13 protein-coding genes are annotated in these 15,540 nt (G+C 71.0%); all 13 read right to left on the bottom strand.

Annotated features, from left to right (window positions below; all coding sequences use genetic code 11):
- Positions 1 to 11: 11 nt before the first annotated feature.
- Positions 12 to 1,664 (bottom strand): glucose-6-phosphate isomerase, encoded by a 1,653-nt coding sequence (gene pgi / locus ACF1AL_RS11505; protein ID WP_391825839.1) that lies wholly within the window; start codon positions 1,662 to 1,664, stop codon positions 12 to 14.
- Positions 1,665 to 1,717: 53 nt separating this feature from the next.
- The gene (locus ACF1AL_RS11500; protein WP_391778732.1) at positions 1,718 to 1,951 is read right to left on the bottom strand and encodes a hypothetical protein; all 234 of its coding nucleotides are present in this window, start codon (positions 1,949 to 1,951) and stop codon (positions 1,718 to 1,720) included.
- Positions 1,952 to 2,103: 152 nt separating this feature from the next.
- The gene (locus tag ACF1AL_RS11495; RefSeq protein WP_003957010.1) at positions 2,104 to 2,439 is read right to left on the bottom strand and encodes an RNA polymerase-binding protein RbpA; all 336 of its coding nucleotides are present in this window, start codon (positions 2,437 to 2,439) and stop codon (positions 2,104 to 2,106) included.
- Between the two features lie 215 nt (positions 2,440 to 2,654).
- Positions 2,655 to 2,891 carry a preprotein translocase subunit SecG gene (gene secG / locus ACF1AL_RS11490; RefSeq protein WP_366835780.1) on the bottom strand — a complete coding sequence of 79 codons (237 nt, stop codon included), beginning with the start codon at positions 2,889 to 2,891 and terminating at the stop codon, positions 2,655 to 2,657.
- A gap of 105 nt (positions 2,892 to 2,996) precedes the next feature.
- On the bottom strand, positions 2,997 to 3,773 hold the full coding sequence (gene tpiA / locus ACF1AL_RS11485; RefSeq protein WP_366835781.1) for a triose-phosphate isomerase: 777 nt from the start codon (positions 3,771 to 3,773) through the stop codon (positions 2,997 to 2,999).
- A gap of 6 nt (positions 3,774 to 3,779) precedes the next feature.
- The gene (locus ACF1AL_RS11480) at positions 3,780 to 4,991 is read right to left on the bottom strand and encodes a phosphoglycerate kinase (protein ID WP_366835782.1); all 1,212 of its coding nucleotides are present in this window, start codon (positions 4,989 to 4,991) and stop codon (positions 3,780 to 3,782) included.
- Between the two features lie 147 nt (positions 4,992 to 5,138).
- Positions 5,139 to 6,146 (bottom strand): type I glyceraldehyde-3-phosphate dehydrogenase, encoded by a 1,008-nt coding sequence (gap, locus tag ACF1AL_RS11475; protein ID WP_103782455.1) that lies wholly within the window; start codon positions 6,144 to 6,146, stop codon positions 5,139 to 5,141.
- A gap of 482 nt (positions 6,147 to 6,628) precedes the next feature.
- Entirely contained in the window at positions 6,629 to 9,586 is a 2,958-nt protein-coding gene (locus ACF1AL_RS11470; RefSeq protein ID WP_391820639.1) for a M14 family zinc carboxypeptidase, read from the bottom strand.
- 147 nt (positions 9,587 to 9,733) lie between these two features.
- Complete coding sequence (gene whiA / locus ACF1AL_RS11465; RefSeq protein ID WP_366835784.1) at positions 9,734 to 10,723, bottom strand: DNA-binding protein WhiA; 990 nt, start codon at positions 10,721 to 10,723, stop codon at positions 9,734 to 9,736.
- Positions 10,714 to 11,781, bottom strand: a complete 1,068-nt coding sequence (yvcK, locus tag ACF1AL_RS11460; RefSeq protein ID WP_366835785.1) for a uridine diphosphate-N-acetylglucosamine-binding protein YvcK — start codon at positions 11,779 to 11,781, stop codon at positions 10,714 to 10,716. Before yvcK ends, whiA begins: the two co-directional genes overlap by 10 nt.
- A complete protein-coding gene (rapZ, locus tag ACF1AL_RS11455) occupies positions 11,778 to 12,737 on the bottom strand; it encodes an RNase adapter RapZ (RefSeq protein ID WP_366835786.1) in 960 nt (319 codons plus the stop codon). Before rapZ ends, yvcK begins: the two co-directional genes overlap by 4 nt.
- Positions 12,734 to 14,827, bottom strand: coding sequence for an excinuclease ABC subunit UvrC (gene uvrC / locus ACF1AL_RS11450; RefSeq protein WP_391697315.1), 2,094 nt, complete (start codon positions 14,825 to 14,827; stop codon positions 12,734 to 12,736). Before uvrC ends, rapZ begins: the two co-directional genes overlap by 4 nt.
- A 169-nt stretch (positions 14,828 to 14,996) precedes the next feature.
- The gene (locus ACF1AL_RS11445; RefSeq protein ID WP_391697318.1) at positions 14,997 to 15,407 is read right to left on the bottom strand and encodes a Rieske (2Fe-2S) protein; all 411 of its coding nucleotides are present in this window, start codon (positions 15,405 to 15,407) and stop codon (positions 14,997 to 14,999) included.
- Positions 15,408 to 15,540 lie beyond the last annotated feature (133 nt).

The following is a 15,540-nucleotide window of genomic DNA, read 5'->3' as shown; positions in this document are numbered from 1 at the left end:
CCGCGATCCGCCTACCGGCCCCGCAGCCGCCGGTACGTCGCGACCAGCGCCTGCGTGGACGCGTCCAGGCCGGGCACCTCCGCGCCCTCGGTGAGGGCGGGTTCGACGCGCTTGGCGAGGACCTTGCCCAGTTCCACGCCCCACTGGTCGAAGGAGTCGATGTTCCAGATCGCGCCCTGCACGAACACCTTGTGCTCGTACAGCGCGACCAGCTGCCCCAGCACCGACGGCGTGAGTTCCCGCGCGAGGATCGTAGTCGTCGGGTGGTTGCCGCGGAACGTCTTGTGGGCCACCAGCTCCTCCGGTACGCCCTCCGCCCGCACCTCCTCAGGCGTCTTGCCGAAGGCGAGCGCCTGCGTCTGCGCGAAGAAGTTGGCCATCAGCAGGTCGTGCTGCGCCTTGAGCCGGTCGTCCAGCTCCGCCACCGGCTCGGCGAACCCGATGAAGTCGGCCGGGATCAGCTTGGTGCCCTGGTGGATGAGCTGGTAGTAGGCGTGCTGCCCGTTGGTCCCCGGCGTGCCCCACACCACCGGACCGGTCTGCCACTCCACCGGCTCGCCGTCACGCTGCACCGACTTGCCGTTGGACTCCATGTCCAGCTGCTGCAAATACGCGGTGAACTTGGACAGGTAGTGGCTGTAGGGGAGCACGGCGTGCGACTCGGCCCCGTGGAAGTTGCCGTACCAGATGCCGAGCAGGCCGAGCAGGAGCGGGGCGTTGGCCTCGGCGGGCGCGGTGCGGAAGTGCTCGTCGATGATGTGGAAGCCGTCGAGCATCTCCCGGAAGCGGTCCGGGCCGATCGCGATCATCAGGGACAGGCCGATCGCGGAGTCGTAGGAGTAGCGTCCGCCGACCCAGTCCCAGAACTCGAACATGTTCTCGGTGTCGATGCCGAACTCGGCGACCTTCTCGCCGTTCGTCGACAGCGCGACGAAGTGCTGAGCGACGGCCTTCTCGTCACCGCCGAGGCCCTCCAGGAGCCATGCGCGCGCCGAGGTGGCGTTGGTGATCGTCTCGATCGTCGTGAAGGTCTTCGACGCCACGATGAACAGCGTCTCCGCCGGGTCCAGACCCTGCAGCGCCTCGTGCAGGTCGGCGCCATCCACGTTGGAGACGAAACGGAACGTCAACTCCCGTGCCGTGTAGGCGCGCAGGGCCTCGTAGGCCATGGCCGGGCCGAGGTCGGAGCCGCCGATGCCGATGTTGACGACGTTGCGGATGCGCTTGCCGGTGTGACCGGTCCACTCCCCGGAGCGCACCCGCTGCGCGAAGTCGCTCATCTTGTCGAGGACGGCGTGCACCTTGGGCACCACGTTCTCGCCGTCGACCTCGACGACCGCGTCACGCGGGGCGCGCAGCGCGGTGTGCAGCACGGCCCGCCGCTCCGTGACGTTGATCTTCTCGCCGCGGAACATCGCGTCCCGCAGACCGAACACATCGGTCGCGGCGGCCAGTTCGCGCAGCAGCCGCAGCGTCTCGTCCGTGACCAGGTGCTTGGAGTAGTCGATGTGCAGGTCACCGACCTGGAGCGTGTACCCGGTGCCGCGCTCGGGGTCGGCGGCGAACAGGTCCCTCAGATGAGTGCCGGCCAGCTCTTCACGGTGCTTGGCGAGCGCTGCCCATGCGGGCGTTTGAGGGAGCCTCGTGCGGCCGTCTGCGTTCATGTCCGACTTCAGCCTTCTTTCGTGCCTGTCCCAGCGGTTCCCAACCTAATCGATCACCGTGCGGCGCGAGCCGTCGTGATGTCGTCGACCGACGCAACAACAGGTACGTCCGGATGGCGCGCCGGTATCAGCGCGGCGACCGCCAGGGCGAACAACGAGGCGGCGAAGAGGGCGGGCCCGTTCGGGCCGAGGGCACGGGCGGCCGCTCCACCGAGCGGGGCGCCGAACAGGGCGGGCAGGGGCCGGCCGGGCTGCCGGCCGCGTACGCGGTCATGACCGCCGCGCATCCGGTGTCCCCCGGCGTGCAGCCGCCCGTCCCATGGACATACCGGGATCGCGATCGGGGCGCCCACGCCGATGGTGCACAGCAGGGGCGCCCGGCGGGCCGGGGCACAACGCGTCCGGCCAGGCGCCTGGGCGCCCGGCCGGATGTCAGGTCCTAGATCTCGCCGCGGAGTTTCGCGAGGGCCTCCGCGAGGATCGCCTCGCCGTCCGCGTCGCTGCGGCGTTCGCGCACGTACGCCAAGTGCGTCTTGTAGGGCTCGGTGCGCGGCGGGTCCGGCGGGTTGTCCCGGTCCTGCCCGGCCGGGAAGCCGCAGCGCGGGCAGTCCCAGGTGTCGGGCACCTGCGCGTCGCTGGCGAAGCTGGGCTGCGTCTCGTGCCCGTTGGAGCACCAGAAGGAGATGCGCAGCCGGGGCGCGGACTCACCGCGCTCGGCCTCGCCCATCGGCCCAGCCCCGACCCGGCTTCCTCGGATCGCGTTGCCACTTGCCACGGTCGTAACTCCCTGCGTGATGGTGCCGCGAAGCGAGTCGGCGTTCCGCTTCGCCGCGAGCGCCTCAGTCTACGTAAGGCCCAACGCGCGTCCAGTGATGGGAGTTACAGCCCCCGCACACAGACGCAAGCCCCATGATAGGCCGCGCTCCGGGGCGCGTACCGACCATGGGGCCTTACGTAGCGGAATGTACGGGTTGTGCGAGATGCGCGGCGTCAGCTGTTCGACTTGATGACGATGCCGAGGACGATGATGCACGCGAGCCACAGCAGACCGACCACCACGGTGATCCGGTCCAGGTTGCGCTCGGCGACCGAGGAGCCGCCGACGGAGGACTGCACGCCGCCGCCGAACATGTCGGAGAGGCCGCCGCCCTTGCCCTTGTGCATCAGCACCAGCAGCATCAGCAACAGGCTGAAGACGATCAGGGCGATCGAGAACCCCAGAACCACGGCTGGACCAACTTCCTCGGAATCGGATGGACGACGGGGGCCGGCCATGCACCGGCCCCCGCAAGGGTACGACGAAACGCCGTCACCGCATACTCACAGCTCGCCTCACTGATCGCGGAAGCGCACGATCTTGACGAACTCGTCGGCGTCCAGCGAGGCGCCGCCCACGAGGGCGCCGTCGATGTCGGCCTGGGCCATGATCTCGGCGACGTTCCCGGCCTTGACGGAGCCGCCGTACTGGATGCGGACCTTGTCGGCGAGGTCCTGCGTGTACAGCTCGGCGAGCTTGGCGCGGATCGCGGCGCACACCTCCTGGGCGTCCTCGGCTCCGCAGACCTTGCCGGTGCCGATGGCCCACACGGGCTCGTAGGCGATCACGACGGTCTCGGCCTGCTCGGCCGGGAGGTCCTTCAGACCGCCCTCGACCTGGGCGAGGGTGTGGGCGACGTGGTTGCCCGCCTCGCGGACCTCCAGCTCCTCGCCGACGCACAGGATCGGGGTGAGGCCGTGCTTGTAGGCGGCCTTGACCTTGGCGTTGACGATCTCGTCGGTCTCGTTGTGGTACTGGCGGCGCTCGGAGTGGCCGATCGCCACGTACGTGCACTTCAGCTTGGCCAGCATCGGGCCGGAGATCTCGCCGGTGTAGGCGCCGGAGTCGTGCGCCGAGATGTCCTGGGCGCCGTACTTGATCTTCAGCTTGTCGCCGTCGACCAGGGTCTGCACGGAGCGCAGGTCGGTGAAGGGCGGCAGGACGGCGACCTCGACGGCCTCGTAGTCCTTGTCGGCCAGGGCGAAGGCGAGCTTCTGGACGTGCGCGATGGCCTCGAGGTGGTTGAGGTTCATCTTCCAGTTGCCCGCCATCAGCGGCGTGCGAGTGCTCATGCGGGGTCAGTCCTCCAGTGCGGCGAGGCCGGGGAGCGTCTTGCCCTCGAGGTATTCGAGGGAGGCGCCGCCGCCGGTCGAGATGTGGCCGAACGCGTTCTCGTCGAAGCCGAGCGTACGCACGGCGGCGGCCGAGTCACCGCCGCCGACGACGGTGAAGCCCTTGGACTCGACGAGGGCCTGGGCGACGGCCCGGGTGCCTCCGGCGTAGTCGGGGTGCTCGAAGACGCCCATCGGACCGTTCCAGAAGACGGTCGCGGCGTCGGCGAGCTTCGAGGCGTACAGCTCCCGGGTCTTGGGGCCGATGTCCAGGCCCTCCTGGTCGGCCGGGATGGCGTCGGCGTCGACGGTGGTGTACGTCGCCGGGGCCTTGGTCTTCAGGTCCGGGAACTCGGTGGAGACCAACACGTCGACCGGCAGGACGAGCTCGACGCCGTTCTTCTCGGCGCGCTCCATGTACTCCTTGACGACCGGGACCTGGTCCTCCTGAAGCAGGGAGATGCCGACCTCGTGGCCCTGGGCCTTGAGGAAGGTGTACGCCATGCCGCCACCGATGAGGAGGCGGTCGGCCTTGCCGAGGAGCTGGTCGATGACGGCGAGCTTGTCGGAGACCTTGGCGCCGCCGAGCGCGACGACGTAGGGCCGCTGCACGTCGTCGGTGAGCTTCTTCAGGACGCCGACCTCGGTGGCGATGAGGTAGCCGGCGTAGTGCGGGAGCTGCTTCGGCAGGTCGAAGACGGAGGCGTGCTTGCGGTGCACGGCGCCGAAGCCGTCGCCGACGTAGACGTCGGCGAGCGCGGCGAGCTGCTCGGCGAAGGCGGCGCGCTCGGCGTCGTCCTTGGACGTCTCACCGGCGTTGAAGCGCAGGTTCTCGACGACGGCGACCTGGCCGTCGGACAGGCCCGCGACGGTGGCCCGGGCGGAGTCGCCGACGGTGTCCGTCGCGAAGGCGACGTCGGCGCCGAGGAGCTCGCCGAGGCGCGCGGCGGCCGGGGCGAGGGAGAAGGCGGGGTCCGGGGCGCCCTTGGGGCGGCCGAGGTGGGAGGCGACGACCACCTTGGCGCCCGCGTCGGCGAGGGCCTTGACGGTGGGCAGCACGGCGCGGATGCGGCCGTCGTCGGTGATGGTGCCGTCGGCCAGCGGCACGTTGAGGTCGGCGCGGACGAAGACCCGCTTGCCGCTCACGCCGTCGGCGAGAAGTTCGTCGATCGTCTTCATTGCTGGGGACTCTCCTGAGGAGGGCTCGTGGTGCTCCGTGATCGTAAAGGGGACCGGTCCTGTACGTGCGTCAGGGCCCGGCCGGTACGCGACGGTGCGCACCGACCGAGCCCTGCTACCGCATCGAGATGCCTGGGGGGAGGCTCGTCAGAGCTGGTTGCCGACGAAGACCGTGAGGTCGACGAGGCGGTTGGAGTAGCCCCACTCGTTGTCGTACCAGCCGATGACCTTCACGTTCTTGCCCTCCTGGACCATGGTCAGGGAGGAGTCGAAGGTGCAGGACGCCGGGGCGTTGACGATGTCGGAGGAGACGATCGGGTCCTCGGTGTACTCCAGGATGCCCTTGAGCTCGCCCTCGGCGGCCTTCTGGAAGGCGGCGTTGACCTCTTCCTTGGTGACCTCGCGGGACAGCTCGACGACCAGGTCGGTGACCGAGCCGGTCGGGACCGGGACGCGCATGGCCATGCCGTCCAGCTTGCCCTTGAGCTGCGGCAGCACCAGCGCGGTGGCCTTGGCGGCACCGGTGGTGGTGGGGATGATGTTCTCGGCGGCGGCACGGGCGCGGCGCAGGTCCTTGTGCGGGAAGTCCAGGATGCGCTGGTCGTTCGTGTACGCGTGCACCGTCGTCATCAGGCCCTTGACGATGCCGAAGTTCTCGTCGAGGACCTTGGCCATCGGCGCCACACAGTTGGTGGTGCAGGAGGCGTTGGAGATGACGTTGTGGTTGGCCGCGTCGTAGGTGTCCTGGTTGACACCCATGACGATGGTGACGTCCTCGTTCTTCGCCGGGGCGGAGATGATGACCTTCTTGGCGCCACCCGCGATGTGCTTCTCGGCGTCTTCCTTCTTGGTGAAGATGCCGGTCGACTCGATGACGATGTCGACACCCAGCTCGCCCCACGGGATGTCGGCGGGGTTGCGCTCGGACAGGACCTTGATGGTCTTGCCGTCGACCGTGATGGTGTCCTCGGTGTGCGAGACCTCCTGCTTGAGGCGGCCGAGGATGGTGTCGTACTTCAGCAGGTGTGCGGTGGTCGCGGTGTCACCCAGGTCATTGACAGCCACGATCTCGATGTCGGCGCCCTGCTCAAGCAGCGCGCGGAAGTAGTTACGACCGATGCGGCCAAACCCGTTGATGCCTACGCGGATCGTCACGAACCGATCTCCTCGTTGGGTACGCCGGCCATGCGGAGCCGGCGAGCTCTGTTTGGGATGTCCCCGACCACCCCCGACCCTACCTCTCCGAGGCCCCCGTGGTGACATCGAGATGTCACATACACGGGCACCCGTTCCGTACCCGTCGGTAGGGGTACGGACCACGTGGATCGGCGATGGATTCGCCCGGGTTTACTACGGGATGTCTACCCTTATTGACGCCGATGTCACTCGTTCGTGAGCGGGTCGGCTCACCTGATGCGGGCCCTTTCCGTGCACCGCTGAGAGGGGTCGCGCTCACCTGTGGAACAAGGTGCGTACGATCTGTCAACGTTGCCTCCCTCACGCCGCCCGGGAGGCGGGCGTCACGCCCCGTGAGCGGACGCCCGCCGTCCCGGTCACAGCCCCCCTCGCCGTCCCGGCCGGAGCCGGCCCGCCGTCCCGGCCGGAGCCGCCCCGCCGTCACGCCGGGGCGGCCCGCGTCACCTGCCGAGCGCCGTGAGCGCCTTGCGCAGCAGCGCCGCCCGGCCGGCCGCCGAGGGCACGTGCTCCAGGCCGAAGCCGAGCAGCACGGTGTCGTCCGTCGTGACCGCGCCGTAGGTCCTGAAGAGCGTCCCGGTCCGGGCCCAGTCCTTCAGCACGGCCGGGCTGCCCGCAGGCGGCCCCGCGACCCGCCAGGCGCCGAGCGACGTCTCGAAGCCCTCGGTCTCCTGTACCCCGCCCTTGGCGACGAGCTGCACGTCGTCGGCGAGGACGCCGTGGCCGCCGGTGCCGGGGTCGGTGACGTAGGCGAGCGAGATCTCGACCTGCTTCCCGGCGTAGCGGGAGAGGTCGAACGTCACCTGCTGCCAGCCGCTGGAGGAGCCGGTGAGGCTGTTCCACGCGCCGGAGGTGCCGGTCGCGGTGCAGCCGTTCGCCGTGAGGGTCAGGTAGTGGCGCAGCCACGGGTGCTCGTTGACGTAGAACCCGGCCCCGCACTCCTCCGGCACGGCCGTGCCGGTCGCGCCGCCGGCCTCGGGGAGCGTCGTCCAGTCGTCGGCGCCGGCGGTGTGCGCCTCGACGAGTGCGTGGTCGTAGCCCGGCTCGGTGTCCCACAGCAGCCTCAGGCGCAGCGCCGGCTGGTCGGCCGCGGTGACACCGGTGAGGTCGACGGTGCGGGTGAGCCGCTTGTAGGCGTCGTCGGTGTGCACGGCGGCCGCCATGGAGGCGCCCGCGTACGGTCCGTACGGGTTGACGGTCCCGTCGAAGCGGCCCGCCCCGGCGCTGCGGAACTGCGGGTAGGTGGCGACCGGCAGTTCCTCGGAGGTCACGCCGTAGGTCCCCGCCTTGTCGAGCGGGTTGCCGGGCGCGCCGGCCAGGGCACCGGCGAAGCCGTCCAGCGCGCCGGACCCGGTGAAGCCGGTGGCGCCGGGCGTGGAGGTGCGGGAGTAGGCGCCCAGGTAGTACTGGCTGAAGTCGTCGGACAGGGTGCCGCCGCCGAGGTCGACGCTGCCGCCGGCCCGTTCGCCGGCCTCGATCAGCCTGCCGCCCTCGTTGAGGTAGGCGCGCAGCTGCAGCTGGGTGGCGTTGCCGGGCAGGGAGGCGCCCGTGTAGTGCACGACCGTGCGGAAGTGCTTCAGCACGCCCAGCGCGTCGGGCGCGCCCTGGGTGGCCACGTCCCACACGGCGGCCCGGTGCCCGGCGGCCTGGAGCGCGTCCACGTACGTCTGCGTCAGGGCGGCCGGGGCACCCTCCTCGGCGACGACGAGGGTGTCGGCCCGGGGCCGCTCGGCGACGGTGTAGGTGAAGTGCGCGCTGGAGAGCTTGCGTCCGCGCCTGCCGTCGGCGGACTCACCGGTGAACCACACCTCGACCCGGTCGCCGGGGCCGCCGTCCCGAACCGTGGCCCGGTACTCGTCGAAGTACAGGTGGTCGGCGCCGCCGTAGCGCTCGCCGCCCTTCCAGGGCCGCAGGGCCACGGTGTGCACCCGGCCGCCGTCGACGCGGTACTTCAGCTCCTTGTGCCGCACCGCCTTGCGGACGACGACGGAGACCTCCTGGTCCGCGCCGCGCGAGTACGACGTGGTGAACGGCGCCGGCGTGAAGTCGGCGGCGCTCAGGCCCACGGAGGACGACGGGCGGTCGGGGTGCGCGGCCGTCTCGGCGACGGACAGCGCGAAGGGGACGTTCTTGGCGAACTCCTGCTGGATCAGCTTCTCGTCGTCGGGGAAGGTGAACACCGAGCGGCAGTCGGCCGCGTTCCAGGCGTCGTCCGGGTCGGCGTTCGAGGCGGTCTGGCAGGTCGACATCTCCGGGGTGAACATCGCCGTGCCGTTGACGTTGCCCGCGTGGCCGTCGGCCTCGCCGTTGGTGGTGTACAGCTCCGAGGAGACCTGCGGGTGGTAGCCGGGGATCGCGGAGTGCTCCGGTGTGCCCGCGAGCGCCTTGTAGAGCACGTCGTCCGGGGTCGGGGTGGCGACCTGCCAGCCGACGCCGTAGAGCAGCAGCTCGGCGGCGGAGTGGTAGTTGATCGCGTAGCGGAAGCCGACGCGCTTCTCGAAGGCGTCCAGCGCCCGGGTCTCGGGCTCGGAGGCCGGGGCGGGGCCGCGGTAGGTCTCGCTGGTCGGGTTCGGGGACGAGCCCTCGTCGTCGTAGCCCCACTTGTAGGGGAAGTTGCGGTTGAGGTCGACGCCGTCGCCGGTGGAGATGACGCCGTCGCCGTTGACGTCCCGCAGGTTCTTGCGCCACAGGCGCGTGCTGGCGTCCTTGAAGGTGTAGTCGTAGCCGTCGGGGTTGGCGGAGACCAGGAACCACAGCTCGGTGGTGTCGACGATCCTGCGGACGCGCCGGTCGGTGCCGTAGTGGTCGAGGTAGTAGTGGAGCAGCCGCCGGGTCATCTCGGGCGTGATCCACTCGCGCGCGTGCTGGTTGGACATGTAGAGCACGGAGGGCTTGGAACCGTCCCTGCTCCGCTGCGCGTTCCTGGTGAGCTTGAGCGCGAGGATGTCCTGGCCCTCGACCGTCCTGCCGATCGAGACCACCTTGGTCAGCCCCGGGTGCTGCCGGGCGGTCCGCAGGATCTCCTCCTGCAGGCCGCCGGCCCCGCTGTACGGCCGGAAGACCCCCTGGGCGGCCTTCTCGACGCGTTGCTCGGAGCGGGCGGACAGGTCGTGCTCGGTGAGGGAGACGCCCTGCGCGCGCAGCTTCTTGGCCTGCTCGCCGGTGAGGTACACCTCGACGGCGGTCCTGCCCTTCTTCGCGGTGCGCGTGCCGAGTTCGTGGGCGTCCTGCCCGGCCGCCAGCAGCAGGGGTACCTGCTCCTGGGTGACCTCGGCGTGGAAGACCCTGACCTCGTCCGGGTCGTGTCCGGGTGAGGGCTGTGCCTGGGCGATGGGTGCGAGGCCCGCTCCGCCGAGCAGGAGCGCGCCGACAGCGAGGATCGATCTCGCTCTGGGTCTCATGAACCCCCCTAGCAGTGGTTCGCCACAGCGACGAATGGTTGCCAGGCTCATGTCACTGCATGATCGAGTCAAGAGCGCCTCAAAGACACCGAAACGCCGGTGGCTTGGACCTGAACGGCCCAAGCCACCGGCGTCGGTGAGGGTGTGTCAGCCCGCCAGGTTGTCGGCCAGCTCCTCGCTGAGGTTGGCCTCCGTGCCCGGGATGCCGAGGTCGGAGGCGCGCTTGTCGGCCATGGCGAGCAGCCGGCGGATACGGCCCGCCACGGCGTCCTTGGTCAGCGGCGGGTCGGCGAGCGCGCCCAGCTCCTCCAGGGAGGCCTGCTTGTGCTCCATGCGCAGCCGGCCGGCGGCCGCGAGGTGCTCGGGCACGTCGTCGCCGAGGATCTCCAGGGCGCGCTGCACCCGGGCCCCGGCGGCGACCGCGGCGCGGGCGGAGCGGCGCAGATTGGCGTCGTCGAAGTTGGCCAGCCGGTTGGCCGTGGCGCGCACCTCGCGGCGCATCCGGCGCTCCTCCCAGGCCAGCACCGACTCGTGCGCGCCGAGCCGGGTCAGCAGCGCGCCGATCGCGTCGCCGTCGCGGACCACGACCCGGTCGACGCCGCGCACCTCGCGGGCCTTCGCCGCGATCGACAGCCGGCGCGCGGCGCCGACCAGGGCGAGCGCGGCCTCGGGGCCCGGGCAGGTCACCTCCAGGGAGGAGGAGCGGCCGGGCTCGGTGAGCGAGCCGTGCGCGAGGAAGGCGCCGCGCCAGGCCGCCTCGGCGTCGCAGGTGGCGCCGGAGACGACCTGCGGGGGCAGCCCGCGGATCGGGCGGCCCCGTCCGTCCACCAGGCCGGTCTGGCGGGCCAGCTGGTCACCGCCCGCGACGACCCGCACCACGTAGCGCGAGCCGCGGCGCAGCCCGCCCGGGGCCATCACGATCAGCTCCGAGCTGTGGCCGAAGATCTCCAGGATGTCCCGCTTGAGCCGGCGCGCCGCCATCGCGGTGTCCAGCTCGGCCTCGATCACAATGCGCCCGCTCACCAGGTGGAGGCCGCCGGCGAACCGCAGAATGGCGGAGACCTCCGCCTTCCTGCAGCAGGTCCGGGTGACGGGAAGCCGGGAGATCTCGTCCTTCACCGCTGCCGTCATCGCCATGGGCCGATCCTTCCATGCATCCGAAAAATACGGTCGTACGCGGCGGCCAGCAGCTCGGGGTCGTGCCGGGGAGTTCCGTCCGTCCGCGCGACCGGCGCCAGCTCGACCGCGGCACCCAGCCGCTTGGCGGCCTCGGTGAGCGAGTCGCGGTCGGGCACGGCGGCCTCGTCGGCCAGCACCACGTCGAGGGCGAGTTTAGGGGCGTGTCGCCCCAAAACCTCCAAATGACGCTGCGGGGAGAAGCCTTCGGTTTCGCCGGGCTGGGGCGCGAGGTTCAGCGACAGCACCCGGCGCGCCTTGGTCTGGGTGAGCGCGTCCAGCAGTTCGGGCACGAGCAGGTGCGGGATGACCGAGGAGAACCACGAGCCGGGACCGAGGACCACCCAGTCCGCGTCCAGGACCGCCTCGACGGCCTCCGGCACGGCCGGCGGGTCGTGCGGCACCAGGTGCACCGACTGCACCTCGCCCGGCGTCAGCGCCACCGTGGCCTGCCCGCGCACCGTGTCCACGGCGTCGGGACGCTCCGGATCGTGCCCCTTGACCAGCGCCTGCAGCTCCAGCGGGACGGCGGACATGGGCAGCACCCGCCCGTGCGCGCCGAGCAGCCGGCCGACCAGGTCGAGCGCCTTGACGTGGTCGCCGAGCTGCTCCCACAGGGCGACGATCAGCAGGTTGCCGACCGCGTGCTCGTGCAGCTCGCCGCGGGACTGGAAGCGGTGCTGGATGACCCGGGCCCAGGTCTGCCCCCACTCGTCGTCCCCGCACAGCGCGGCCAGCGCCTTGCGCAGGTCACCCGGCGGCAGCACGCCCAGCTCGTCGCGCAGGCGCCCGCTGGAGCCGCCGTCGTCGGCGACGGTGACGACGGCCGTGAGGTCGCCGGTGATCCGGCGCAGGGCGGCGAGCGAAGCCGACAGGCCCATGCCGCCGCCGAGGGCGACGACCTTGGGCTGGGCGCCGCGGCGGCGCGGCCGGGCGCCGCGGGCCTCGACGGGCCGGCTCGCACGCCCTTCCGGCACGACCCGGCGCAGCCGGCTCAGCCGGGGAGTACGTCGCGTCATTCCCGTCCCATGTCCCGGTGGACGACCACCGTCTCCACACCCTCGGCTGCGAGCCGCGCGGCGAGCTTCTCCGACATGGCGACCGAGCGGTGCTTGCCGCCCGTGCAGCCGACCGCGATGGTCACATAGCGCTTGCCCTCGCGCCGGTAGCCGGCGGCGACCAGCTGCAGCAGCTCGGTGTAGCGGTCCAGGAACTCCTTGGCGCCGGGCTGGTTGAAGACGTACCCGGCGACCTCCTCGTTCAGCCCGGTGTACGGCCGCAGCTCCGGCACCCAGTGCGGGTTGGGCAGGAACCGCATGTCGACGACCAGGTCGGCGTCGACCGGCAGGCCGTACTTGAAGCCGAACGACATCACGGTGGCCCGCAGCTCCGGCTCCTCCTCGCCGGCGAACTGGGCGTCCATCTTGGCGCGCAGCTCGTGGACGTTGAGGCTGGAGGTGTCGATCACCAGGTCGGCGTCGCCACGCAGCTCGCGCAGCAGCTCCCGCTCGGCGGCGATGCCGTCCACGATCCGCCCGTCGCCCTGCAGCGGGTGCGGGCGGCGCACCGACTCGAAGCGGCGCACCAGCGCCTCGTCGGAGGACTCCAGGAAGACGATCCGCCGGGTGACGCCCTTGCTGTCGAGGTCGGCGAGCGACTCGCGCAGATTGTCGAAGAACCGCCGGCCGCGGACGTCGACGACGACGGCGATCCGCGCGACGTTGCCCTGCGAGCGCGCGCCGAGCTCCACCATCGTGGGGATCAGCGCGGGCGGCAGGTTGTCCACGACGAACCAGCCGAGGTCCTCCAGACACTTGGCCGCGGTGGAGCGGCCCGCTCCGGACATGCCGGAGATGATCACCAGCTCGGGGATGGCCGCGTCGGGAACCCCGGGCGTCTCGCTGCTCGTGCCCGTACTCACCTGTGCTCCGTCTCCGCCTTGGCCCTGTTGCCCGTCGTGCTTGTTCACGCTCATGTCTCCTGCCCCCGTCGTTCGTGCGGGGCCCCCGTCGTCACGGGTTCCCCATCGGAACCCATCGTGCCGGGTTCCTCCTCCTCCATGATCTCTCCGGTCGCCGTGTTGACGGCGGGTGCGGCCGGGGACGCCTGCGCGAGGGCCACGGCGACCGTCTCGGCCGTCTTGCGGCCTATGCCGGGGACCTCGCAGATCTGGTCGATGGTGGCGGCGCGCAGCTTCTTCAGCGAACCGAAGTGCTTCAGCAGCGCCTGCTTGCGCGTCTCGCCGAGGCCCGGCACGTCGTCCAGGGGGCTGGCGCGGAAGCGCTTGGCGCGCTTGGTGCGCTGATAGGTGATCGCGAAGCGGTGCGCCTCGTCGCGGACGCGCTGCAGCAGGTACAGGCCCTCGCTGGTACGGGGCAGGACCACCGGGTCGTCGTCCTCCGGCAGCCACACCTCCTCCAGGCGCTTGGCGAGGCCGCACACGGCGACGTCGTCGATGCCGAGCTCGTCGAGGGCCTTCTTGGCGGCCGCGACCTGCGGCTGCCCGCCGTCCACGACGACGAGCTGGGGCGGGTAGGCGAACTTCTTGGGGCGGCCTTCCTCGTCCTTGAGGCCGTTCGCCTCACCGGGACTCTCGGGCAGGCCGTCCCCGAGCACCCCGTCGGGCGGGCCGGCGCCGTCCTCGCCGGCCCACTCGCCGGTGCGCTCCTTCTCGGCGAGGTAGCGCCGGAAGCGGCGGGTGATCACCTCGTGCATGGACCGGACGTCGTCCTGGCCCTCGAAGCCCTTGATCTGGAAGCGGCGGTACTCGCTCTTGCGGGCCAGGCCGTCCTCGAAGACCACCATGGACGCGACGACGTCCTGTCCCTGCAGGTGGGAGATGTCGTAGCACTCGATCCGCAGCGGGGCACTGTCCAGGTCCAGCGCGTCGGCGATCTCCTCCAGGGCGCGCGAGCGCGTGGTGAGGTCGGAGGCGCGCTTGGTCTTGTGCAGCACGAGCGCCTGCTGCGCGTTGCGCTGCACCGTCTCCATCAGCGCCTTCTTGTCACCGCGCTGGGGGATGCGCAGCGAGACGTTCGCCCCGCGGCGCCCGGTCAGCCACTCCTGCACCGGCTCCACCGGGTCGGGCAGCGCCGGGACGAGGACCTCCTTGGGCACGGCGTCCCCGCTCTCCTCGCCGTACAGCTGCTGCAGGGCGTGCTCGACCAGGGCACCGGTGGTGATCTCCTCCACCTTGTCGGTGACCCAGCCGCGCTGGCCGCGCACCCGGCCGCCGCGCACGTGGAAGATCTGCACGGCCGCCTCCAGTTCGTCCTCGGCGACGGCGATGAGGTCGGCGTCGGTCGCGTCGGCGAGCACGACGGCGTTCTTCTCCATGGCCTTCTTCAAGGCCCCTATGTCGTCGCGCAGGCGGGCGGCCCGCTCGTACTCCATCTCCTCGGCCGCCTCCATCATCTGCTTCTCCAGACGACGCAGGTAGGTGCCGGTGCGGCCGGCCATGAAGTCGCAGAACTCCTCGGCCAGCTCCGCGTGGTCCTCGGCGGTGATCCGGCCGACGCAGGGGGCGGAGCACTTGCCGATGTAGCCGAGCAGGCAGGGGCGGCCGGTGCGGGCGGCGTTCTTGAACACACCGGCCGAGCAGGTGCGCACCGGGAAGACGCGCAGCAGCAGGTCGACGGTGTCGCGGATGGCCCACGCGTGCGCGTACGGCCCGAAGTACCGCACGCCCTTCTTCTTGTGACCGCGCATCACCTGGACGCGCGGGAACTCCTCGTTCATCGTCACCGCGAGGTAGGGGTAACTCTTGTCGTCGCGGTACTTCACGTTGAAGCGCGGGTCGTACTCCTTGATCCAGGAGTACTCCAGCTGCAGCGCCTCGACCTCCGTGGACACCACCGTCCACTCCACGGACGCGGCCGTGGTCACCATGGAACGGGTGCGCGGGTGCAGGTTCGCCAGGTCCTGGAAGTAGTTCGCCAGGCGCTGGCGCAGGCTTTTCGCCTTTCCGACGTAGATCACCCGGCGGTGCTCGTCGCGGAACCGGTACACCCCCGGGGAGTCCGGGATCTCACCCGGCCTGGGGCGGTAGCTGGAGGGGTCGGCCATGTCTCACACCCTACTGGCGCCCGCTGACAGCGCGGCGCGGCTGTGGACGACGGCGGGCGGGTGTCCCGGGCGGCTCAGGCGGAGGGGACGGGCGGAAGGGGCCCGAGGCCTCATGCGGTGGGAACGGGCGGAAGGGGCCCGCGGCCTCAGGCGATCGGGTGCGGGAGGCTCACGCGGACCCGTTCGCCACGATCCGGCCGTTCTTGACCTGGACCGGCAGCTCCTTGAGCGGCTCGGTGGCCGGGGAGCGCAGCACCTTGCCCGTGGTGGCGTCGAACTGGCTGCCGTGGCAGTTGCAGGTCAGTCTGGTGCCCTCCAGCTGGGCGATGGGGCACCCCGCGTGCGTGCAGATCGTGCTGAAGGCCTTGAGCGTGCCGGCCGTATCCCGGCTCACCACCACATTGTTCTTGCGGTCCAGCTTCGCCCCGCCCTTGGGCACTTCGCCCTCGGGGCCCACGTCGACGGGGCCGGAGGACCCGGAATCCCCGGAGGAACACGCCGCGAGGCCGAGCCCGGCGGCCGGGACGGCGGCGGCGCCCTTCAGAAGCGTGCGGCGACTGGGGACCTGGCTGCCGGACATGACGTGCTCCACGGGTGCGAAAGGGGCTGCGTGCGGCACGATACCGCCCCCGATCACACCGTTCCGCACCGGCTTCCGGTCCGCTCCCGGTCCGCTCGCGGTCCACTCCCGGTCCGCTCCCGGTCCGCTCCCG

Source organism: Streptomyces sp. NPDC014801 (assembly GCF_043082085.1).
Lineage (GTDB): Bacteria > Actinomycetota > Actinomycetes > Streptomycetales > Streptomycetaceae > Streptomyces.
The sequence above is the reverse complement of the archived record's forward strand: the minus strand, read 5'-3'. Positions and strand labels throughout refer to the sequence as shown.